The organism is Pseudomonas sp. NPDC089741 (assembly GCF_044748825.1).
GTDB lineage: Bacteria > Pseudomonadota > Gammaproteobacteria > Pseudomonadales > Pseudomonadaceae > Aquipseudomonas > Aquipseudomonas helmanticensis.
This window is the reverse complement of record NZ_JBIVGT010000014.1, coordinates 101,177-122,420: the sequence shown is the minus strand read 5'-3', so window position 1 is coordinate 122,420 and position 21,244 is coordinate 101,177. Positions and strand designations below refer to the sequence as shown.

At 59.9% G+C, this 21,244-nt stretch carries 20 protein-coding genes; 7 read left to right on the top strand and 13 right to left on the bottom strand.

Annotated elements, in window-relative coordinates:
* Positions 1-89 precede the first annotated feature (89 nt).
* Together ACIPZE_RS15910 and ubiA are read left to right on the top strand one after the other, a co-directional pair.
* Positions 90-650 (top strand): chorismate--pyruvate lyase family protein, encoded by a 561-nt coding sequence (locus tag ACIPZE_RS15910; RefSeq protein ID WP_400773760.1) that lies wholly within the window; start codon positions 90-92, stop codon positions 648-650.
* Positions 650-1,540 (top strand): 4-hydroxybenzoate octaprenyltransferase, encoded by an 891-nt coding sequence (ubiA, locus tag ACIPZE_RS15905; RefSeq protein WP_283438298.1) that lies wholly within the window; start codon positions 650-652, stop codon positions 1,538-1,540. Before ACIPZE_RS15910 ends, ubiA begins: the two co-directional genes overlap by 1 nt.
* Before the next feature lie 113 nt (positions 1,541-1,653).
* On the opposite strand, the gene ACIPZE_RS15900 is transcribed toward ubiA, so the two are convergent.
* Positions 1,654-2,037: a hypothetical protein gene (locus ACIPZE_RS15900; RefSeq protein ID WP_129386666.1), complete on the bottom strand. Its 384-nt coding sequence runs from the start codon at positions 2,035-2,037 to the stop codon at positions 1,654-1,656.
* Positions 2,038-2,188: 151 nt separating this feature from the next.
* Between ACIPZE_RS15900 and phoB the strand changes: the two genes are divergently transcribed.
* The 3 genes from phoB (at position 2,189) to ACIPZE_RS15885 (ending at position 5,751) form a co-directional block, all read left to right on the top strand.
* Positions 2,189-2,878 carry a phosphate regulon transcriptional regulator PhoB gene (phoB, locus tag ACIPZE_RS15895; RefSeq protein ID WP_007896474.1) on the top strand — a complete coding sequence of 230 codons (690 nt, stop codon included), beginning with the start codon at positions 2,189-2,191 and terminating at the stop codon, positions 2,876-2,878.
* Positions 2,879-3,013: 135 nt separating this feature from the next.
* On the top strand, positions 3,014-4,300 hold the full coding sequence (gene phoR, locus ACIPZE_RS15890) for a phosphate regulon sensor histidine kinase PhoR (RefSeq protein ID WP_283438670.1): 1,287 nt from the start codon (positions 3,014-3,016) through the stop codon (positions 4,298-4,300).
* Between the two features lie 110 nt (positions 4,301-4,410).
* Complete coding sequence (locus ACIPZE_RS15885; protein WP_283438297.1) at positions 4,411-5,751, top strand: hemolysin family protein; 1,341 nt, start codon at positions 4,411-4,413, stop codon at positions 5,749-5,751.
* A gap of 118 nt (positions 5,752-5,869) precedes the next feature.
* Here the strand turns inward: ACIPZE_RS15885 and ACIPZE_RS15880 are convergent, their stop codons facing one another.
* The 8 genes from ACIPZE_RS15880 to ACIPZE_RS15845 all read right to left on the bottom strand — a co-directional run bounded on the left by ACIPZE_RS15880 (position 5,870) and on the right by ACIPZE_RS15845 (position 16,703).
* On the bottom strand, positions 5,870-6,766 hold the full coding sequence (locus tag ACIPZE_RS15880; RefSeq protein ID WP_400773757.1) for a peptidoglycan DD-metalloendopeptidase family protein: 897 nt from the start codon (positions 6,764-6,766) through the stop codon (positions 5,870-5,872).
* A gap of 206 nt (positions 6,767-6,972) precedes the next feature.
* Entirely contained in the window at positions 6,973-7,929 is a 957-nt protein-coding gene (locus tag ACIPZE_RS15875; RefSeq protein WP_400773755.1) for a response regulator, read from the bottom strand.
* Positions 7,930-8,105: 176 nt separating this feature from the next.
* On the bottom strand, positions 8,106-8,867 hold the full coding sequence (gene phoU, locus ACIPZE_RS15870; RefSeq protein WP_007954334.1) for a phosphate signaling complex protein PhoU: 762 nt from the start codon (positions 8,865-8,867) through the stop codon (positions 8,106-8,108).
* Positions 8,868-8,938: 71 nt separating this feature from the next.
* Positions 8,939-9,772, bottom strand: a complete 834-nt coding sequence (pstB, locus tag ACIPZE_RS15865) for a phosphate ABC transporter ATP-binding protein PstB (RefSeq protein WP_129386683.1) — start codon at positions 9,770-9,772, stop codon at positions 8,939-8,941.
* A 132-nt stretch (positions 9,773-9,904) separates the two neighbouring features.
* Complete coding sequence (pstA, locus tag ACIPZE_RS15860) at positions 9,905-11,575, bottom strand: phosphate ABC transporter permease PstA (RefSeq protein WP_283438294.1); 1,671 nt, start codon at positions 11,573-11,575, stop codon at positions 9,905-9,907.
* Between the two features lie 16 nt (positions 11,576-11,591).
* Positions 11,592-13,877, bottom strand: a complete 2,286-nt coding sequence (locus ACIPZE_RS15855; protein WP_400773752.1) for an ABC transporter permease subunit — start codon at positions 13,875-13,877, stop codon at positions 11,592-11,594.
* Between the two features lie 285 nt (positions 13,878-14,162).
* Complete coding sequence (locus ACIPZE_RS15850) at positions 14,163-15,164, bottom strand: phosphate ABC transporter substrate-binding protein PstS (protein WP_085708814.1); 1,002 nt, start codon at positions 15,162-15,164, stop codon at positions 14,163-14,165.
* A gap of 240 nt (positions 15,165-15,404) precedes the next feature.
* Positions 15,405-16,703: an MFS transporter gene (locus ACIPZE_RS15845; RefSeq protein ID WP_283438293.1), complete on the bottom strand. Its 1,299-nt coding sequence runs from the start codon at positions 16,701-16,703 to the stop codon at positions 15,405-15,407.
* Positions 16,704-17,079: 376 nt separating this feature from the next.
* On the opposite strand from ACIPZE_RS15845, the gene ACIPZE_RS15840 reads away from it, so the two are divergent.
* Together ACIPZE_RS15840 and ACIPZE_RS15835 are read left to right on the top strand one after the other, a co-directional pair.
* Positions 17,080-17,484 (top strand): acyl-CoA thioesterase, encoded by a 405-nt coding sequence (locus ACIPZE_RS15840; RefSeq protein ID WP_003229628.1) that lies wholly within the window; start codon positions 17,080-17,082, stop codon positions 17,482-17,484.
* Between the two features lie 57 nt (positions 17,485-17,541).
* A complete protein-coding gene (locus ACIPZE_RS15835; protein WP_283438292.1) occupies positions 17,542-18,441 on the top strand; it encodes a D-hexose-6-phosphate mutarotase in 900 nt (299 codons plus the stop codon).
* An 83-nt stretch (positions 18,442-18,524) separates the two neighbouring features.
* Here the strand turns inward: ACIPZE_RS15835 and ACIPZE_RS15830 are convergent, their stop codons facing one another.
* The 4 genes from ACIPZE_RS15830 to purE form a co-directional block, all read right to left on the bottom strand.
* Positions 18,525-19,061: a DUF3299 domain-containing protein gene (locus ACIPZE_RS15830; protein WP_400773749.1), complete on the bottom strand. Its 537-nt coding sequence runs from the start codon at positions 19,059-19,061 to the stop codon at positions 18,525-18,527.
* Positions 19,062-19,154: 93 nt separating this feature from the next.
* Entirely contained in the window at positions 19,155-19,400 is a 246-nt protein-coding gene (locus ACIPZE_RS15825; RefSeq protein ID WP_003229635.1) for a GlsB/YeaQ/YmgE family stress response membrane protein, read from the bottom strand.
* A gap of 110 nt (positions 19,401-19,510) precedes the next feature.
* Complete coding sequence (locus tag ACIPZE_RS15820; protein WP_283438290.1) at positions 19,511-20,593, bottom strand: 5-(carboxyamino)imidazole ribonucleotide synthase; 1,083 nt, start codon at positions 20,591-20,593, stop codon at positions 19,511-19,513.
* 10 nt (positions 20,594-20,603) lie between these two features.
* Positions 20,604-21,095, bottom strand: coding sequence for a 5-(carboxyamino)imidazole ribonucleotide mutase (purE, locus tag ACIPZE_RS15815; protein ID WP_007954291.1), 492 nt, complete (start codon positions 21,093-21,095; stop codon positions 20,604-20,606).
* Positions 21,096-21,244 lie beyond the last annotated feature (149 nt).

Below are 21,244 nucleotides of genomic sequence, written 5' to 3'. Positions count from 1 at the left end.
TGTTCGGCGCAATGGCGACCCTGCCCCATCAATATCGCTGCCCGCCATGGTAAGCTCGCCGCCTCATTTGCGGCCAATAATGACTCATTGTGCAACAGACTAATCCCTCCTCGGCCCCGCTCTGGCTGGCCCAAAGCCAACTGACGTCCCTCCCCGATTCGTTGACCCTCGACTGGTTGTTCGACGAAGGCTCGCTCACCCGCCGACTGACCCGCCTGTCCAATGATGGTTTTAGCGTGACGCCGTTGTTCGAAGGCTGGGACACCCTGCGCGCCGACGAATGCGCCGCGCTGAATCTGGCTGAAGGCAGCGAAGGCTGGGCGCGCGAGGTGTATTTGCGCGGTCATGGCGAAGCCTGGGTGTTTGCCCGCAGCGTCGCCTCACGCAGCGCCTTGCAGGGCGATGGCTTGCACATGGATGAACTGGGCAGCCGTTCGCTGGGCGAATTGTTGTTTTGCGATCAGGCCTTCCAGCGTCGCGCCATCGAAGTCTGCCGCTACCCTGAGCAATGGCTGCCGCCTGCCGTCAAGGCGCCCGAACTGTGGGGCCGCCGCTCGCGCTTCGACCGTGGCGCGCTGAGCGTATTGGTCGCGGAAATTTTCCTGCCGAACCTGTGGTGCGCCGCCCGCGCCCATCCGGAGAACAGCTGATGTATCAGAGCCTGCTCAAGTCCCTGAACCGCTTGAACCCGCGTGCCTGGGATTTCATTCAGTTGACCCGGATGGACAAGCCGATCGGCATTTACCTGCTGCTCTGGCCGACGCTGTGGGCGCTGTGGATTGCCGGCAAGGGCTCGCCATCACTGGCCAACGTGGTGATTTTTGTCCTCGGCGTGGTGCTGACTCGCGCCGGTGGTTGCGTGATCAACGATTGGGCGGATCGCAAGGTCGACGGCCACGTCAAACGCACCGCGCAACGGCCATTGGCTGCGGGCAGAATCAGTTCAAAGGAAGCACTGGTGTTTTTTGCGCTGTTGATGGGCGTGAGTTTTCTGCTGGTGCTGTGTACCAATGCGCCGACGATCTGGTTGTCGCTGGGCGGTCTGGCGCTGGCCTTCACCTATCCGTTCATGAAGCGCTACACCTATTACCCGCAAGTGGTGCTGGGCGCGGCATTCTCTTGGGGCATGCCGATGGCGTTCACCGCCGAGACCGGCGAGTTGCCGGCGGCAGCATGGCTGCTGTGGATCGCCAATTTGCTGTGGACCGTGGGTTACGACACGTATTACGCGATGACTGACCGTGACGACGATTTGAAGATCGGCGTGAAGTCGACGGCGATTCTGTTTGGCGAGACGGACCGGGTGATCATCCTGAGTTTGCAGGCACTGTCGCTGGGTTGCCTGTTGCTGGCGGGGTCGAAGTTCGAGCTAGGAACGTGGTTCCACCTCGGCTTGCTGGTGGCTGCTGGCTGTTATGCGTGGGAGTTCTGGTACACCCGTGATCGCGACCGCATGCGTTGCTTCAAGGCGTTTTTGCACAACCATTGGGCCGGGTTGGCGATTTTCGTCGGGATCGTGCTGGATTACGCATTGCGCTAAACACAAATCAATGTAGGAGTGAGCCTGCTCGCGATAGCGGTGTATCAGTTAACGAAAATGCCGACTGATACACCGCTATCGCGAGCAGGCTCACTCCTACAGGGGATTTGCCTTTACTTGTGCTCGTGCACCACGTGCCACATTTCCTTCATGCCATCACCCTTCATTTCTCCTGGCTTCTCATCTTTCATGAAGGTGTACAGCGGCTTGCCGTCGTAGGCGTATTGCATCATGCCGTCATCGCGCTTGATCACTGTCCATTTGCCTTCAGCTTTGGCCCCCGCCGGCGCCATCATTGGCGGCCAGTTTTTCGCGCAATCGCCGGTGCACATCGACTTGCCGCCAGCGTCCTTGTCGAACGTGTAAACGGTCATGCCTTTGTGATCGACCATCATGCCGTCTTTCATCATGGCCGGCTCGGCGGCCATGGCAAATCCGGGCAGAGTCAGGGCAGCAGCCATCAGCAGTGCTTTAAAGGAAACAGTCATTTGAGTCATGGAAACCTTCTTTTGTGGTTGTCAGGATTCGGACTTAGAGCTTAGTTCAGGATTTGCACAATCGCCGCCGGACTAAAATACTGTCACACGACTGCAATAATTCCGTTATCTAATGCGGCGCAAGACAGTTAAATGACAAGAGGATTAAGGCATGGTTGGCAGGAGCATTCTGATCGTCGACGACGAAGCGCCCATTCGCGAAATGATCGCCGTTGCGTTGGAAATGGCCGGCTATGACTGCCTCGAGGCAGAGAACTCGCAGCAGGCACACGCCATCATCGTCGACCGCAAGCCGGACCTGATCCTGCTCGACTGGATGCTGCCCGGCACGTCGGGCATCGAGCTGGCCCGTCGTCTGAAACGCGATGAGCTGACCGGGGACATCCCGATCATCATGCTCACCGCCAAGGGCGAAGAGGACAACAAGATCCAGGGGCTGGAAGTCGGCGCCGACGACTACATCACCAAACCGTTTTCCCCACGCGAACTGGTCGCACGCCTGAAAGCCGTGCTGCGCCGTGCCGGCCCGACCGATGGCGAAGCGCCGATCGAAGTCGGTGGCCTGCTGCTCGACCCGATCAGCCATCGCGTGACCATCGACGGCAAACCTGCCGAAATGGGCCCGACCGAATACCGTCTGCTGCAATTCTTCATGACCCACCAGGAACGCGCCTACACCCGCGGCCAGTTGCTCGATCAGGTCTGGGGCGGCAACGTCTATGTGGAAGAGCGCACCGTCGACGTGCACATCCGCCGTCTGCGCAAGGCCCTCGGCGACGCCTACGAAAATCTGGTACAAACCGTGCGCGGCACCGGCTACCGGTTTTCCACCAAAGCATAAAAACAGCTGCAAGCTTCTAGCTGCAAGCGGCAAGAAACAGCGAGCTGCTCTGACTTGTAGCTTGTGGCTTGAAACTCGAAGCTGCGTTAAGGACGCTCCGTGAATCAAAACTGGCATGGCACCCTGATTCGCCACATGCTGTTGCTGGTCACCGCTTGCCTGGTGATCGGCCTGATCACCGGCTATTACGGCTGGAGCCTCGCTGCAGGCCTGGGCATTTATCTGGCCTGGACGCTCAAGCAATTGCTGCGGCTGCACGAATGGCTGCGCCTGCATAAACCCGATGAAGCACCGCCCGACGGCTATGGCCTGTGGGGTGAAGTGTTCGACAGCATCTATCACCTGCAACGCCGCGACCAACGCGTGCGCGGGCGTCTGCAGGCAGTGATCGACCGGGTGCAGGAATCCACCGCTGCGCTGAAAGACGCGGTGATCATGCTCGACAGCGACGGCAATCTGGAATGGTGGAACCGCGCCGCCGAAACCCTGCTCGGTCTGAAGACCCCGCAGGACAGCGGTCAACCGGTAACCAACCTGGTGCGGCATCCACGCTTCAAGGAATACTTCGAGCAGGACAGCTACGCCGAGCCGCTGGAAATCCCTTCGCCGACCAATGATCGCGTGCGCATTCAGCTGTACCTGACCCGCTACGGCAACAACGAACACTTGATGCTGGTGCGTGACGTCACGCGGATTCATCAACTGGAACAGATGCGCAAAGACTTCATTGCCAACGTCTCCCACGAATTGCGCACGCCGTTGACGGTGATTTGCGGCTATCTGGAAACCCTGCTCGACAACGTCGAAGAGGTGAATCCACGCTGGAGCCGCGCCCTGCAGCAGATGCAACAACAGGGCGGGCGCATGCAGACGCTGCTCAACGACCTGTTGCTGCTGGCGAAACTGGAAGCTACCGATTACCCGTCGGACAACCAGCCAGTGCAGGTCGATACGTTGCTGCAATCGATCAAAAGCGACGCGCAGCAATTGTCCGCTTCGAAAAATCAGCGCATCACCCTCGAAGCCGATGCCGGGCTACTGCTCAAGGGCAGCGAGGCGGAGTTGCGCAGTGCATTTTCCAATCTGGTGTTCAATGCGGTGAAGTACACCCCGGCCGAGGGCAACATCCGCATTCGCTGGTGGGGCGACGATCAGGGCGCACACCTCAGCGTGCAGGATTCCGGAATCGGCATCGACAGCAAACACTTGCCGCGCCTCACCGAACGCTTCTATCGCGTCGACTCCAGCCGTAACTCCAACACCGGTGGCACCGGCCTCGGTCTGGCCATCGTCAAACACGTGTTGCTGCGCCACCGCGCGCGGATGGAGATCAGCAGCGTGCCCGGTCACGGCAGCACGTTCACCTGCCATTTTGCCCCGGCACAAGTGGCCAGCGTACGGGCAATCAGCGCCGCTGAGTAATGTCGCACTAGGCAATCGCCAGGTCAGCCGCTACATTGGCTGACTTGTGCCTGCCTTTCAGGCGCGACTTTTACCTCTTTTGAATCACACGGAACCCGCAAAACTCCATCATGGACCCTTCCCCTGGCTTGTCCCTCGCAACAATATTCGCCGATTTCGGCATGATTCTTTTCGCTCTGATCCTGGTTTTGCTCAACGGCTTTTTCGTTGCGGCGGAATTCGCCATGGTCAAACTGCGCTCGACCCGGGTCGAGGCCATCGCTGACAAAAACGGCTGGCGCGGGCACATCCTGCGCACCGTACACAGTCAGCTCGATGCGTACCTCTCGGCGTGTCAGCTCGGTATCACCCTTGCCTCCCTTGGCCTGGGCTGGGTCGGTGAGCCGGCCTTTGCGCACATTCTCGAGCCGCTGCTGAGCGCGGTCGGCGTGCAGTCGCCGGAGATCGTCAAAGGCGTGTCGTTCTTCACCGCGTTCTTCATCATTTCGTACCTGCACATCGTGGTCGGCGAGCTGGCTCCGAAGTCGTGGGCGATCCGCAAACCCGAGCTGCTGTCGCTGTGGACGGCGGTGCCGCTGTACCTGTTCTACTGGGCGATGTACCCGGCGATCTACCTGCTCAACGCCAGCGCCAACGCGATTCTGCGTATCGCCGGTCAAGGTGAGCCAGGCCCGCACCATGAACACCATTACAGCCGCGAAGAACTGAAACTGATCCTGCACTCCAGCCGTGGCCAGGATCCGAGCGATCAGGGCATGCGTGTTCTGGCGTCGGCGGTGGAAATGGGCGAACTGGAAGTGGTCGACTGGGCCAACTCCCGCGAAGACCTGATCACGCTTGAATTCAACGCGCCGCTGAAAGAAATCCTGGCGATGTTCCGTCGCCACAAGTTCAGCCGTTATCCGGTGTACGACAGCGAGCGCCAGGAGTTCGTCGGCCTGCTGCACATCAAGGATCTGCTGCTGGAACTGGCCGCGCTGGACCACATTCCCGAGTCGTTCAACCTGGCCGAACTGACCCGTCCGCTGGAGCGCGTGTCGCGGCACATGCCGCTGTCGCAGTTGCTCGAGCAGTTCCGCAAGGGCGGCTCGCACTTCGCCGTGGTCGAGGAAGCTGACGGCAACATCATCGGCTACCTGACCATGGAAGACGTGCTGGAAGTGCTGGTCGGTGACATTCAGGACGAACACCGCAAGGCTGAGCGCGGCATCCTCGCTTATCAGCCGGGCAAGCTGCTGGTGCGGGGCGACACGCCGCTGTTCAAGGTTGAACGCCTGCTGGGCATCGACCTCGATCACATCGAAGCGGAAACCCTCGCCGGGCTGATCTACGAAACCCTGAAGCGGGTGCCGGAAGAGGAAGAAGTGCTGGAAGTCGAAGGCCTGCGGATCATCATCAAGAAGATGAAAGGGCCGAAGATTGTACTGGCCAAGGTGTTGATGATGGATTGAATGCAATGCGGGAAACCGCGTTGCCTGCTTAAAAGATCGCAGCCTGCGGCAGCTCCTACAGGGGATCGCATTCCAAATGTAGGAGCTGCCGCAGGCTGCGATCTTTTGCTTTTAAGGTTCACTGCTTGCCCAGCGCAAAGTTGGGCAACGCCCCCAGCGGCTGGTTGAACTGGTAGGGAATCGACACCAGCCCCGCCCCGCTGTTGCGCTGCACCACAAAGTGCAGGTGCGGGCCGCTGCTGTTGCCGGTGTTGCCGGACAGCGCCAGCGGACTGCCGACCACCACTCGCTGCCCTTCGCGTACGCTCACCGAACCTTGCTTGAGGTGCAGGTACACGCCCATCGTGCCGTCGTCATGCAGCACCCGCACGAAATTGCCGGAGGCATCGCTGCCGCGCCCGCTCTGTGAGTTCTCGGTCTTGACCACCACCCCCGCCCGCGCGGCAATGATCGGCGTGCCCACCGGCATGGCGATGTCCATCGCGTACTTGTTCTTCGGCCCGTAGTGACTGTACTGGCCGTTGGCGCCCTGACTCAGGCGGAACGGCCCGCCACGCCATGGCAGCGGATAGCGATAGCCCTGCACGGCGCCAGCGGGGTCGCCGAGGGAATACTGAAACTGCGGCGTATACACCAGCGGCTGGCCACCGGAAACCGCCGTGAGCAGCGCCAACCGCGTATTGCTGCGCGCCGGCAACACCCGGCGAATCGTCTGAGTCGGCGCGCCACGCACATTGCTCATGCCGGTAAACGCCAGTGCAATCTCGACCGGCGCATACAGATCGTTGCGCACAAACACCACATCGGTACCCTTCTGCTTCTTGATGTCGAGGTACACCTGGCGATCAAGGCGTTCGACCATGCGGTCTTGAAAGACGAACACCGCCGCACCTTTGCTCGGCCGGTCGCTGTACGAGACCACGCCGTTGGCATCGGTGGATTTGTAGATAGTCATGGCCACAGCCGAGGTGGAGGCCATGAAGAGACCACAGAAAAACAGCAGGCGCGCGAGCATGGGCAAGAGTCTGTCGAAGTAAGGCCTGAGAGAGAGCCTAGCAGTTGAGACAGACCAGGGTAGTCGGCAAATGTTTCAAATGATCGTCCCCACGCTCTGCGTGGGGATGCAGCCCGGTACGCTCTGCGTCCCATGCGAGAGGACGCGGAGCGTCCGGTTGAGGCATTCCCACGCAGAGCGTGGGAACGATCAGCGTAAAGCTGTGGTTACGCGCCCGGAACGAAGTGTTTCTGCGCCGTGCCGCGAGCGATCAGGCGGGAAATGTAGTCGAGTTTCTGCGCGTCCTGATCGACAAAACGGAACGTCAGCTGCAACCAGTCGCTGTCCGGTTTCGGTTCAAACGCGACAACAGCATGCAGGTAGCCGTTGAGGCGGGCGATTTCGGCGTTGTCGCCCTGCTCCAGATCGAGCACGGCACTGTCGAGGATCTGCGGCAGGGTGTCGGTGCGTTTCACCACCAGCAACGCTTCCTTGATGCTCAGGGCCTTGATCACGCATTGCTGCGTACCGCTTGGCAGACGCAATTGGCCTTGGCCACGACCGCTTGCCGGAGCCGACGATGCAACGGGGGCCTTGACCGGTGGGCTGTTGAGCAAACCACGCGATGCCGCAGCGGCTGGCGCTGGCGGCGCAGCAACTGGCTTGGCAAACGGGTTGACCGCTGCCGCTGCTGGCGCGCCACCAACCACGGCAGGCTTGCCGCCAGTCAATGCGCTCAGAGAGTCGTTGCCGAACGCCGAGTTCATCTTGGTCGGCGCGCTATTCATCAGGATGTCGAGCTTGCCAACCTTGTTCAGCGCCTGCTTGACCTTGGTCAGCAGTTGCTCGTTGGTGAACGGCTTGCTGACGTAGCCGGAAACGCCGGCCTGAATCGCCTGCACGACGTTTTCCTTGTCGCCCCGGCTGGTGACCATGACAAACGGCATAGTCTTGAGATTGTCTTGCTCGCGGCACCAGGTCAGCAGTTCAAGACCGGACATTTCCGGCATTTCCCAGTCGCACAAGACCAGGTCGAACGCCTCTTTGGCCAGCATGGCCTGAGCCTTTTTACCGTTGACGGCGTCCTCGGTGCGGATCCCCGGGAAGTAATTACGCAGGCACTTTTTCACCAGGTCACGAATGAACGAAGCATCGTCCACGACCAACACACTGATCTTGCTCATCCAACACCCCTATTAAAATCCCGGCAAGCATAACGCTGGCTGATGGCACATTGCCAAAACTCTTCAGTCACGCCGGGACTTTTCGTTCGCGGGTGCTGCTTTTTAATCGATTCTGCCCATGAAAAGCACAAACAAAAACGCCCGGCCAAAGGGCCGGGCGCTTTTCTCAGGCAATCTTACTTATCGTCAGCATCGCCCGGAACATTAGCGGTTTCGCCGCTTGTGCCTTCAACTTCTTCCTTCATGCGCTTGAGGCCCATGTGGCGCACGTCGGTACCGCGTACCAGATAGATGACCAACTCGGAGATATTGCGCGCGTGGTCGCCAATGCGTTCCAGCGAACGCAGCACCCAAATGATGCTCAAGACCCGCGAGATAGAGCGCGGGTCTTCCATCATGTAGGTCGCCAGCTCACGTAGCGCGGTCTTGTATTCGCGGTCGATGATCTTGTCGTATTGCGCCACCGACAACGCCAGATCGGCGTCGAAACGGGCGAATGCGTCCAGCGCATCGCGAACCATGTTGCGCACCTGGTCGCCGATATGGCGAACCTCGACGTAACCGCGTGGCGCCTCACCTTCTTCGCACAGCTGAATCGCGCGACGGGCAATCTTGGTCGCTTCGTCGCCGATGCGCTCCAGGTCGATCACCGACTTGGAGATGCTGATGATCAGACGCAAATCGGACGCCGCCGGCTGACGACGGGCGAGAATGCGCAGGCATTCTTCGTCGATGTTGCGTTCCATCTGGTTGATCTGGTCGTCGATCTCACGCACCTGCTGAGCCAGACCGGAGTCGGCCTCGATCAACGCAGTCACCGCGTCATTGACCTGCTTCTCGACCAGTCCACCCATGGCCAGGAGGTGGCTGCGCACTTCCTCAAGCTCAGCGTTGAACTGCGCGGAGATGTGGTGGGTAAGGCCTTCTTTACTAATCATGTTGGCGTCCTTGGAGCGTCCGGTAAGGTGCGGTGGGCCGCAGCGTCAATTCTGTGAATAACCCGCAACTGTCAGCCATAACGACCGGTGATGTAGTCTTCGGTCTGCTTCTTCGCCGGATTGGTGAACAGGGTATCGGTATCGCCGAACTCCACCAGTTTGCCCATGTACATGAACGCCGTGTAGTCGGACACCCGCGCGGCCTGCTGCATGTTGTGCGTAACGATGACAATGGTGAACTTGGATTTCAGCTCGTAGATCAGCTCTTCGACTTTCAGCGTCGAGATCGGGTCGAGGGCCGAGCACGGTTCGTCGAGCAGCAGCACTTCCGGCTCAACCGCGATGGTGCGCGCGATCACCAGACGTTGTTGCTGACCACCGGACAGGCCGAGTGCCGATTCGTGCAGACGGTCTTTGACCTCGTCCCACAGTGCCGCGCCTTTCAACGCCCACTCGACTGCTTCGTCAAGGATGCGTTTCTTGTTGATGCCCTGAATGCGCAGGCCGTAGACCACGTTTTCATAGATGGTTTTCGGGAACGGGTTGGGCTTCTGGAACACCATGCCGACGCGACGACGCAACTCTGCAACGTCTTCGCCTTTGCGATAGATGTTGTTGCCGTACAGGTTGATCGCGCCTTCGACGCGGCAGCCGTCAACCAGGTCATTCATGCGGTTGAAGGTACGCAGGAGCGTAGATTTACCGCAGCCGGACGGGCCGATGAAAGCGGTTACGCGCTGTTTCGGGATGTTCATGCTGACGTCGAACAGCGCTTGTTTCTCGCCGTAGTACAGGCTCAGGCCGGGTACTTCGATGGCCACGGTTTCCTGCGCCAGGTTGAGGCTCTGCTTGTCGCGGCCCAGGGCAGACATGTTGATGCCGTGGGTATGTGTTTCGTGCTGCATGGGAGGCTCCCTGTGCTGACAAATTCGGTTCGGTTTATTGTAGGAGTGAGCCTGCTCGCGATTCAGGCGCTGCGGTTTATCTACGAAACCGCGGTGTTGCCATCGCGAGCAGGCTCACTCCTACATAAGAGATCAGCTGTCCAGTGCTTTGTATTTTTCGCGCAGATGGTTGCGGATATACACCGCCGACAGGTTCAACGTGGCGATCACCAGCACCAGCAGCAGCGCCGTGGCGTACACCAGCGGACGCGCCGCTTCGACGTTCGGGCTCTGGAAGCCGACGTCATAAATGTGGAAGCCCAGGTGCATGATCTTCTGGTCCAGGTGCAGGTACGGGTAGTTGCCGTCCACCGGCAGCGACGGCGCCAGTTTCACTACACCCACCAGCATCAGCGGTGCCACTTCACCGGCGGCGCGAGCCACGGCGAGGATCATGCCGGTCATCATCGCCGGGCTGGCCATCGGAATCACGATCTTCCAAAGGGTTTCAGCCTTGGTCGCGCCGAGGGCCAGCGAGCCTTCACGTACGGTGCGTGGAATACGTGCCAGACCTTCCTCGGTCGCCACGATCACTACCGGCACCGCCAGCAGTGCCAGGGTCAGCGAGGCCCAGAGCAGACCCGGTGTACCGAAGGTCGGCGCCGGCAGCGCTTCCGGGAAGAACAAGCGGTCGACCGAACCACCCAGCACGTAAACAAAGAAGCCCAGACCGAACACGCCGTAAACGATCGCCGGTACGCCAGCGAGGTTGTTCACCGCGATACGGATGATCCGCGTCAGGGTGTTCTGCTTGGCGTATTCACGCAGGTACACCGCTGCCAGCACGCCGAACGGAGTGACGATCATCGCCATGATCAGGGTCATCATCACGGTGCCGAAGATTGCCGGGAAGATCCCGCCTTCGGTGTTCGCTTCACGCGGGTCGTCGGAGAGGAATTCCCAGATCTTGCCGAAGTAGAAACCAACCTTGGTGAAGGTGCTCATCGCGTTCGGCTGGTAAGCGTGAACCACTTTGCCCAGACCGATTTCAATCTCTTTGCCGTTGGCATCGCGAGCAGTCAACGCATCGCGGTTGAACTGTGCATGCAAGTCAGACAGACGAGCTTCGATGTCCTGATAACGTGCATTCAGCTCGGCACGCTCGGATTCCATGTCCGCTTGCGCGGTGGCGTCGAGCTTGCCTTCCAGTTCCAGTTTGCGACCGTGCAGACGGATGCGTTCCAGCCCTGCGTTGATTGCACCGATGTCGGTTTTTTCCAGCGATTTCAGTTGTGCAGCCAGACCATTCACGCGGTTGATCCGCGCCTGCAGCTCAGGCCACGCAGCCTCGCCCTCGGCGATGACTTTGCCGTCCTGTTTGACGTTGACCAGATAGCCGTAGAAGTTGCCCCACTCGCGACGTTCGATCGCCATCAATTCTGGCGGCGTGGTCTGGTTGGTCAGCCACTCGCCGACGATCCAGGTGAAGTCATTACCGTTCAGATCACGGTTGCCGACCTTGATCAGCTCGCGGGTCATGAATTCCGGGCCAACCTCAGGCACCGGCAAACCGGCGCTCTTCAGACGGGCACGGGGCACTTCTTCTTTCTGCACCACTTCACCGATCACCAGGTGATTGGCTTGGCCCGGTACGTCGTAGTTGGCGTGGATCAGGTCCGCCGGCCAGAAGTGGCCCAGACCGCGTACGGCAATCACTGCCAGCAGGCCAATGGTCATGATGACCGCGATGGACACCGCGCCACCGCTGATCCAGACGCCCGGGGCGCCGCTCTTGAACCATCCTTTCAGGGAGTTCTGTTTCACAGACTTCTACCTTTGCTTAAAGCGACGAGTATTTCTTGCGCAGACGCTGACGAATCAGTTCTGCCAGGGTGTTCATGACGAAGGTGAACAACAGCAACACCAGCGCCGAGAGGAACAGCACGCGGTAGTGGCTGCCGCCGACTTCCGACTCGGGCATTTCCACCGCAACGTTGGCAGCCAGGGTGCGCAGGCCTTCGAACAGGTTCATTTCCATGACCGGGGTGTTACCGGTGGCCATCAACACGATCATGGTTTCGCCGACTGCACGGCCCATGCCGATCATCAGCGCCGAGAAAATCCCCGGGCTGGCGGTCAGGATCACCACGCGAGTCATGGTCTGCCACGGCGTGGCACCGAGGGCCAGCGAACCGAGGGTCAGGCCGCGCGGCACGCTGAACACGGCATCCTCAGCGATCGAGTAGATGTTCGGGATGACCGCAAAACCCATGGCCAGACCGACCACCAGAGCGTTGCGCTGGTCGTAGGTGATGCCCAGGTCGTGGGAGATCAACATGCGCATGTCACAGCCGAAGAACCCGTTCTCCATGAACGGGCTCATGTACAGCGACAGCCAGCCCACGAACAGGATCACTGGAATCAGCAGCGCACTTTCCCAACCGTCCGGGACTTTCAGGCGGATCGATTCAGGCAGGCGGCTGAAGGTGAAACCGGCGACCAGAATGCCGATCGGCAGCAACATCAGCAGGCTGAAAATGCCCGGCAGATGCCCTTCGACATACGGCGCGAGGAACAGGCCGGCGAAGAAACCGAGGATCACCGTCGGCATCGCTTCCATCAGCTCGATCACCGGTTTGACCTTGCGGCGCATGCCCGGGGCCATGAAGTAGGCGGTGTAGATCGCCGCGGCGACGGCCAGTGGCGCGGCCAGTAGCATCGCGTAGAACGCCGCTTTCAGGGTGCCGAAAGTCAGTGGCGACAGGCTCAGTTTCGGTTCGAAATCGGTGTTGGCTGCAGTCGATTGCCAGACGTATTTAGGTTCGTCGTAGTTCTCGTACCAGACCTTGCTCCACAGCGCGCTCCACGAGACTTCCGGGTGCGGGTTGTCGAGCAGCAGCGGTTGCAGCTTGCCGCCGGCTTCGACGATCACGCGGTTGGCGCGCGGCGACAGGCCGAAGACGCCTTGGCCATCGACCACCTGATCAACCAGCAATGTGCGGTGCGCAGTGCTGTGGAACACGCCGAGCTTGCCGCTGGCATCCAGCGCGAGGAAGCCTTTGCGGCGCTCTTCGGCGGTGATTTCAACGATCGGCGTGGTGCCCATCTGGAAGGTGCGGATCTGCTTCAAACGCAGTTCGCCGTCGGTGTCGCGGGCCATGAACCACTGGGCCAGACCACCCTTGGAGTCGCCGACGATCAGCGAGATGCCACCGACCAGTTGCGTGGTCGCGGTGACCTCGGCGTCAGCGTTTTCCAACAGTTTGTAGCGACCGTTGAGGCTCTTGTCGCGCAGGCTGAAGACGTCGGCCTGAGCGCGACCGTTGACCACGTACAGCCACTGCTGGCGCGGGTCGACGAAGATGTTTTTCACCGGCTCGGTCATTTGCGGCAGATCGATTCGCTTCTGCTCGTTGGTGACTTCACCGGTCATCATGTTTTCTTCGCTGCTCAACGACAACACGTTGAGTTGCGAACCGGTCGAGCCGACCAGAATCAAGGTGGTGTCGGTGGCGTTGAGGCTGACATGCTCCAGTGCACCGCCGCTTTCGTTCAGCGCGATCGGCGTGTTGCCGTACGGATATTCAACCGCCGGGGTGATGGTCTTCTTGCCATCGGGGTAGCTGACTTTATAGGTGTGACGGAACACCAGCGCCTGACCGTTGGACAGGCCCACCGCCACCAGCGGATGGCCTGGCTGGTCTTCACCAATCGAGGTCACGGTTGCACCCGCTGGCACTGGCAGATCGACGCGCTTCAGTTCAGCGCCACTGTCGATATCAAAGAACAGCGCCTGGCCTTTGTCGGAAACGCGCATGGCCACCTGATTCTGCTCTTCGAGCGAAATCATCAGTGGCTTGCCGGCGTCCTGCATCCACGCGGGGGTGATGGCATCTTTCGCGCTCAGGTCGGCACCTTTGAACAGCGGCGCAACCACGTAGGCGAGAAAGAAGAAGATCAGGGTGATGGCCGCCAGCACCGCGAGACCGCCAACGAGGACGTACCAGCGGGTGAAGCGATCCTTGAGCGCGCGAATGCGGCGCTTGCGTTGCAGCTCAGGCGTATTGAAATCAATGCGCTTGGGAGGGGAAGTCGTAGTCATTGGGGAATTGGCCAGATCATTCATGCGCACACCCTAGCGATCCTGTATGACAGAAAGATGACAATGCAGTGACGCACCAAATCCACCGCCAGCGGGTACTGGAGGAGGATCAAAGAATTCGAAGGTTCGCGGTGTCCGTGGGACCTGTACGGAACCGTTTGAAACCTGTGCAGGAGCTGACGAGGGCACCGAGGCTGCGATCTTTTGATCTTGCAGTCAAAGGCCAGATCAAAAGATCGCAGCCTCGTTTCACTCGTCAGCTCCTACAGGGGTTCCGGCAGATCCGGGGGTTAGCCCGGATCTACGGTGTTACTTCTTTGCGACTTCAGCGCCGCCTTCTTGCAGACCCAGGTCAGCCAGTGCTTTTGCAGCAACCTTGGCTGGCAGCGGGATGTAGCCGTCTTTCACCACAACTTCCTGGCCCTGTTTCGACAGCACCAGCTTCACGAACTCAGCTTCCAGCGGGGCCAGAGGCTTGTTCGGGGCTTTGTTGACGTAAACGTAGAGGAAACGCGACAGCGGGTACTTGCCGTTCAGAGCGTTTTCTTCGCTGTCTTCGATGAACTCAGTGCTGCCCTTCTTCGACAGCGCAACGGTTTTCACGCTAGCGGTCTTGTAGCCGATGCCCGAGTAACCGATACCGTTCAGCGAGGAGCTGATCGACTGCACTACCGACGCCGAACCTGGTTGTTCGTTGACGTTTGGTTTGTAGTCGCCTTTGCACAGGGCTTCTTCTTTGAAGTAGCCGTAGGTGCCGGATACCGAGTTACGGCCGAACAGCTGAACTGGCTTGTTGGCCAGGTCGCCGGTCACGCCCAGGTCGCCCCAGGTTTTCACGTCGGCTTTGGCGCCGCACAGACGGGTCGACGAGAAGATCGCATCAACCTGTTCCATGGTCAGGTGCTGGATCGGGTTGTCCTTGTGTACGAAGACAGCCAAGGCGTCCACAGCAACCGGAATAGCGGTTGGCTTGTAGCCGTACTTCTGCTCGAAGGCCGCCAGTTCGGTGTCCTTCATCTTGCGGCTCATCGGGCCCAGGTTGGAGGTGCCTTCAGTCAGCGCAGGTGGCGCAGTGGCGGAGCCAGCGGCCTGAATCTGGATGTTTACGTTCGGGTATTCTTTTTTGTAGTTCTCAGCCCAGAGGGTCATGAGGTTGGCGAGGGTATCGGAGCCGACGCTGGACAGGTTGCCCGACACACCAGTGGTCTTGGTGTAGCTCGGGATCGACGGGTCAACAGCGGCGAACGCGTTGGCGGTCGCAACGCCAGCAGCGACAAAAGTCATTGCCGCCATCAAACGCTTCAGTTTCATGCCTTACTCCTAGCAGATAGGGTGTGTTAAGTCGGGGCCAAGTATCAGCAGGCCGTGTGAACACTCTATGGCTGAAATATGACAATTGGATGAAAGGCCAGCATGTCGCAACAGATCGTTCCCACGCTCTGCGTGGGAACGCCGCCATGGACGCTCTGCGTCCGCATTTGAGAGGTGACGCGGAGCGTCACAGGATGCATTCCCACGCGGAGCGTGGGAACGATCAGGCGGGAGAGAAAATCAGCGCCCCTTCTTCCAGAGCCACGCCCCCACCAGAATCCCCATCGCGCACAGCACCGCCACATAGTAGGCAGGCCCCATCGCGCTCTCCTTCAGCAGCAGGCTCACCACCATCGGCGTCAACCCGCCAAAGATCGCGTAAGCCACGTTGTAGGAGAACGACAACCCGCTGAAACGCACTACCGGCGGAAACGCTTTAACCATCACATACGGCACCGCACCGATGGTGCCGACCAGAAAACCGGTCAGCGCATACAGCGGGAACAGCCAGTCCGGGTGATCGGCGAGGCTGTGATAGAACGTCCACGAGCTGATCAGCAAGCCCAGGCAACCAAACACAAATACCCGACCGGCACCGAAACGATCCGCCAGCGCACCGGAAATGATGCAGCCGATGCTCAGGAACACGATCGCCAGACTGTTCGATTGCAGCGCTTGCGTCGGCGTGAAGTGATAGACCGTTTGCAGCACGGTCGGCGTCATCAGAATGACCACGACGATGCCAGCGGAGAGCAGCCAGGTCAGCAACATGGAGATCGCAATCGCGCCGCGATGGTCACGCAGCACGGCGCGCAGCGGTACTTCTTCAGCCAATGCCTTGCGCTGTTGCAGTTCGGCGAACACCGGGGTTTCGTGCAGCCAGCGGCGTAGATACACCGAGAACAGGCCAAACACACCACCCAGCAGGAACGGAATCCGCCACGCGTAATCGGAAACTTCGGCAGGCGTATAGATGCTGTTGATCGCGGTGGCGACGAGCGAGCCGAGCAAAATGCCGGCGGTCAGCCCGCTGGTGAGCGTGCCGCAGGCGTAACCCATGTGTTTTTGCGGGACGTGTTCGGAAACGAAGACCCACGCGCCCGGCACTTCCCCGCCAATCGCGGCGCCTTGAATCACCCGCATCACTAGAAGAAGGATCGGCGCCCACATGCCGATCTGTGCGTACGTTGGCAGCAGCCCCATGATCAAGGTCGGCACGGCCATCATGAAAATGCTCAGGGTGAACATCTTCTTGCGCCCGAGCAGATCGCCGAAGTGCGCCATGACGATGCCGCCCAGCGGCCGCGCGAGGTAACCGGCGGCGAAGATGCCGAAGGTCTGCATCAGGCGCAGCCACTCGGGCATGTCGGCCGGGAAGAACAGCTTGCCGACCACGGTGGCGAAGAAAACGAAGATGATGAAGTCATAAAACTCCAGCGCACCACCAAGGGCGGACAGCGACAGAGTCTTGTAGTCATTGCGGGTCAACGGTCGTGCGGGTTGCTCGGGCTGCGCGAGGCTCGAAGGCGCTGTGGTCATGGCAAGGGCTTCTCTTATAGTCGGATCTGCCGCCACAACAACGCTGGCGGTGGCTTGGGCAGGTTCGGCACCATAGCAAATTGTTCGAAAAAGCACATAGAGGCGCGTATTTGACGGTCGAAATGAGAACCGGATGGTCGTCGCGGAGTCTACCGACCGATATACTCGCAACCTGCTCCGGTTTGTAGGGGGTTGCTGTGCGAAAACGTCGTTGGCCCGGCCTTTGCTCGGGATTAGCCGGTTTCGCAGAGTTTCTCCTTAGGCGCCTGATGGAAAACGTGACGAACGTAGTATGTTCGGTGCTGAATCGTTTTTCCCGAAGACGGCTACCACCAGCAATACCAACGAAGAGTCACGGGTCAGAGGCACCCTCGGCATGATAGAACTCGAACAAGAAGATCCGATCCCGCAAGGCGACCTGGCCTTGCAAATCACCGCACTTCCACGTGAAACCAACGGCTTTGGCGATATTTTCGGCGGCTGGCTGGTGGCGCAGATGGATTTGGCCGGCACCGCAATGGCCAGCCGTGTCGCTGGCGGCCGCGTCGCGACCGTTGCCATCGATCGCATGGCGTTTCTCGTACCGGTCGCTGTCGGCGCGCAATTGTCCTTTTATACCCAGACGTTGGAAATCGGCCGCAGCTCGATCCAGATGATGGTCGAAGTGTGGAGCGACGACCCGTTGTCCAGCGAGTGGCGTAAAGTCACCGAAGCGGTCTTCGTCTTCGTTGCCATCGACGGCAGCGGTCGCACTCGCTCGGTTCCACCACGCGCGCGTTAAACCTCGCGGCCGTTTGACGGTCGATTGTTGTCCTTGTTTCTGATCGAGAGCTGTCCCATGAACACGCCCAACGTTGAAGCGGTGAAACTGGATGAACTGAACTGCTGGCGCATTCGCCACGGTCAGGCCGAAGTGCTGGTCGCCCAGCAGGGCGCGCACATCCTCAGTTATCAGATCGATGGCCAGCCGCCGATCATCTGGCTCAACGACAAGGCCGTGTTCAAGACCGGCAAAAGCATCCGCGCCGGCGTGCCGGTATGCTGGCCGTGGTTCGGCAAGTTCGAACGCAACCCGCAGAGCGTGCAGGCCATGTACACCGGTGAGCAGCCGGCACCCGCGCACGGTTTGGTGCGGGCGATGGATTGGGAGCTGGGTGGCATCGAAGCCGAAGAACATGGCATCAAAGTCGAGTTCAAACTGCCCTACCCCGACGGTGGCCTGCCAGACTGGCCGCATCAGGTCGATCTGAGCCTGACCCTGCATTTGTCCGAACAACTGAGCTTCAGCCTGACCAGCCATAACCGTGGCAATGACACCGTCAGCCTGAGTCAGGCGCTGCACACGTATTTCGCAGTCAGTGATGTGCGCCATGTGCATGTCGACGGTGTCGATGGCTTGAATTACATCGAGACGCTGGATGACTGGAAGACTCACAGCCAGCAAGGCGATCTGCGTTTTGCCGGTGAGACTGACCGCATCTACGTCGATGCCCCGCCGCAATTGAGCATTGTCGATCCGACCTGGGAACGGCGCATCGTGCTGACCGCCACCGGCTCACGCGCGGCGGTGATCTGGAACCCGTGGATCGATCGCGCCGCTGCATTGGCCGACATGGACAACGATGGCTGGCAGCGCATGTTGTGCATCGAGACGGCGAATGTGCTGGATGACATCGTCACGCTGGCGCCGGGGGCGAGCTATACCATGGGCGTTATTGTCGCCAGCAAAGCGCTTTAAGATCAAAAGATCGCAGCCTTCGGCAGCTCCTACATTGGAATGCATTTCCCTGTAGGAGCTGCCGCAGGCTGCGATCTTTTGCTTTAGAGATCAGATTCCTTCACCACCCGCACCTTGTCCGCTTCCAGCGCATACGCCGCATCAGCCAGATTATTGCTGACCTTCTCGACCTTCAGCGTGCCGGTCACCCACAACGGCGTGTAGATGTCGTTCAGCTTCAATCCCTTCGGATAACGCACCAGCACCAGTTGATTCGGCGGCGGTGGTGGCACGTGGATGCAGGCGCCCGGGTAGGGCACGAGGAAGAACAGCGTGCTGCGGCCCTTGGCATCGGACTCCAATGGCACCGGATAACCGCCGATGCGAATGTGTTTGTCGTTCATCGATGCCACGGTTTTGGTCGAATACATCACCGCCGGCAGACCTTTGGCCTGCTTCATTCCGCCCTTCTCGGTGAAGGTGCCGGTGGCTTCCGGGGAGTTGTGGTCGATTTCGGGCATGGCCTCGAGGGCCTTTTGATCCGACTTGGGCATCAGTTCGAGCCAGTCGGTTTCCGGCAGTTCGCCGGCGTGGGCCAAACCGCTGCCCAGAAAAAGGAGAGTCAACAGAAGACGGCGCATGAAGGTGCTCGGTAAAGAAAGGAAGGATCGTTGAATCGCCGAGCATTCTAGCCCTCCCGGCCACTTTGGCAGAGAGGGCTTTGTCGCTTTGGATCAGTTCTTTTTGATCAGGCCGTAGATCACCAGCAACACGATCGCGCCGACCAGTGCGCCAATGAAGCCTGCGCCCTGACCTGCCTGATAGATGCCCAGAGCCTGGCCGCCGTAAGTGGCTGCCAGTGAACCGCCGATACCGAGCAGGATGGTCATGATCCAGCCCATGCTGTCATCGCCCGGTTTCAGGAACCGCGCCAGCAGGCCGACGATCAAGCCGATAAAGATGGTTCCGATAATTCCCATGGCAATTCCCTCTCAATAGTAGATATGCGAAGCCTAGTCAGACTTTGGCATCCTGCCATGAGAGAACGGCGGCCCCTGAATGGTTCCGCCGCTGCCACATGAAACTGTCGTTACTCGGCGATCAGCGCTTCGACCTTGACGATCTGCGCCTGCAGCGTGGCCATGTCGGCGCAGCGCAGGTTGGCGTGACCGACCTTGCGCCCGGCCTTGAAGGCTTTGCCGTAGTGATGCAGATGGCAATCTTCGATGGCGATGACCTTCTCAACCGGCGGCACAACGCCAATGAAGTTGAGCATTGCGCTCTCGCCAACCTTGGCCGTCGAACCCAACGGCAGGCCGGCAACGGCGCGCAGATGGTTTTCGAACTGGCTGCACTCGGCGCCTTCGGTGGTCCAGTGCCCGGAGTTGTGCACGCGCGGGGCGATTTCGTTGGCCTTGAGGCCACCGTCGACTTCAAAGAACTCGAACGCCATCACGCCGACGTAATTCAACTGCTTGAGCACACGGCTCGAGTAGTCTTCGGCCAACGCCTGCAACGGGTGATCGGTGCTGGCCACCGACAGTTTGAGGATGCCGCTGTCGTGGGTGTTGTGTACCAGCGGATAGAACTTGGTTTCACCATCGCGGGCACGCACGGCGATCAGCGAGACTTCACCGGTGAACGGTACGAAACCTTCCAGCAGGCAGGCAACGCTGCCCAGCTCGGCGAAGGTGCCAACCACATCTGCAGGTGTGCGCAGGACTTTCTGGCCCTTGCCGTCGTAACCCAAAGTACGGGTTTTCAGCACGGCCGGCAGACCGATCGAAGCGACGGCGGCATCCAGATCGGCTTGCGATTGGATGTCAGCGAAAGCCGGAGTCGGAATGCCCAAGTCCTTGAACATGCTCTTTTCGAACCAGCGATCACGAGCGATGCGCAGGGCTTCGGCGCTTGGGTAGACCGGGACGAATTGCGACAGGAATGCCACGGTTTCGGCCGGGACGCTTTCGAATTCGAAGGTCACCAGATCGACTTCATCGGCCAATTGGCGCAGATGATCCTGATCGCCGTAATCGGCCCGCAGGTGTTCGCCCAAGGCAGCGGCGCAAGCGTCCGGCGCAGGGTCGAGAAAAGCGAAGTTCATGCCCAGCGGAGTGCCCGCCAGGGCCAACATGCGACCCAACTGGCCGCCACCGATTACACCGATCTTCATCTCAACAACCTCAGGCAATACGTGGGTCTGGATTGTCCAGGACGCTGTCTGTCTGCTCGGCACGGAAGGTTTTCAGTACCGCGTGGAACTGTGGGTGCTTGGCGCCGAGGATGCTCGCCGAGAGCAGCGCGGCGTTGATCGCGCCGGCCTTGCCGATAGCCAGGGTGGCGACCGGAATGCCCGCTGGCATCTGCACGATCGACAGCAGCGAGTCGACGCCCGAGAGCATGGCCGACTGCACTGGCACGCCCAGTACCGGCAGGTGGGTCTTGGCCGCACACATGCCTGGCAAGTGGGCTGCGCCACCGGCACCGGCGATAATCACCTCGATGCCACGGCCTTCAGCCTCTTCGGCGTACTGGAACAGCAGATCCGGGGTGCGGTGGGCAGAGACCACTTTGACCTCGTACGGGATGCCGAGCTTTTCCAGCATATCGGCGGTGTGGCTAAGGGTGGACCAATCGGACTTGGAGCCCATGATCACGCCAACCAGTGCACTCATCGTCGCGCCTCTTCTCTCTGGAGCGCCCGCAGGCGCGTCATAAAACAACAAGCCACGCAGGTTGCGTGGCTTGATTGTACGAAAAATGGCCGGACGTGCCGGCCGAAGGCCGCGCAGTATACCGCAATGAAAGCAATAAACAGCCCCCT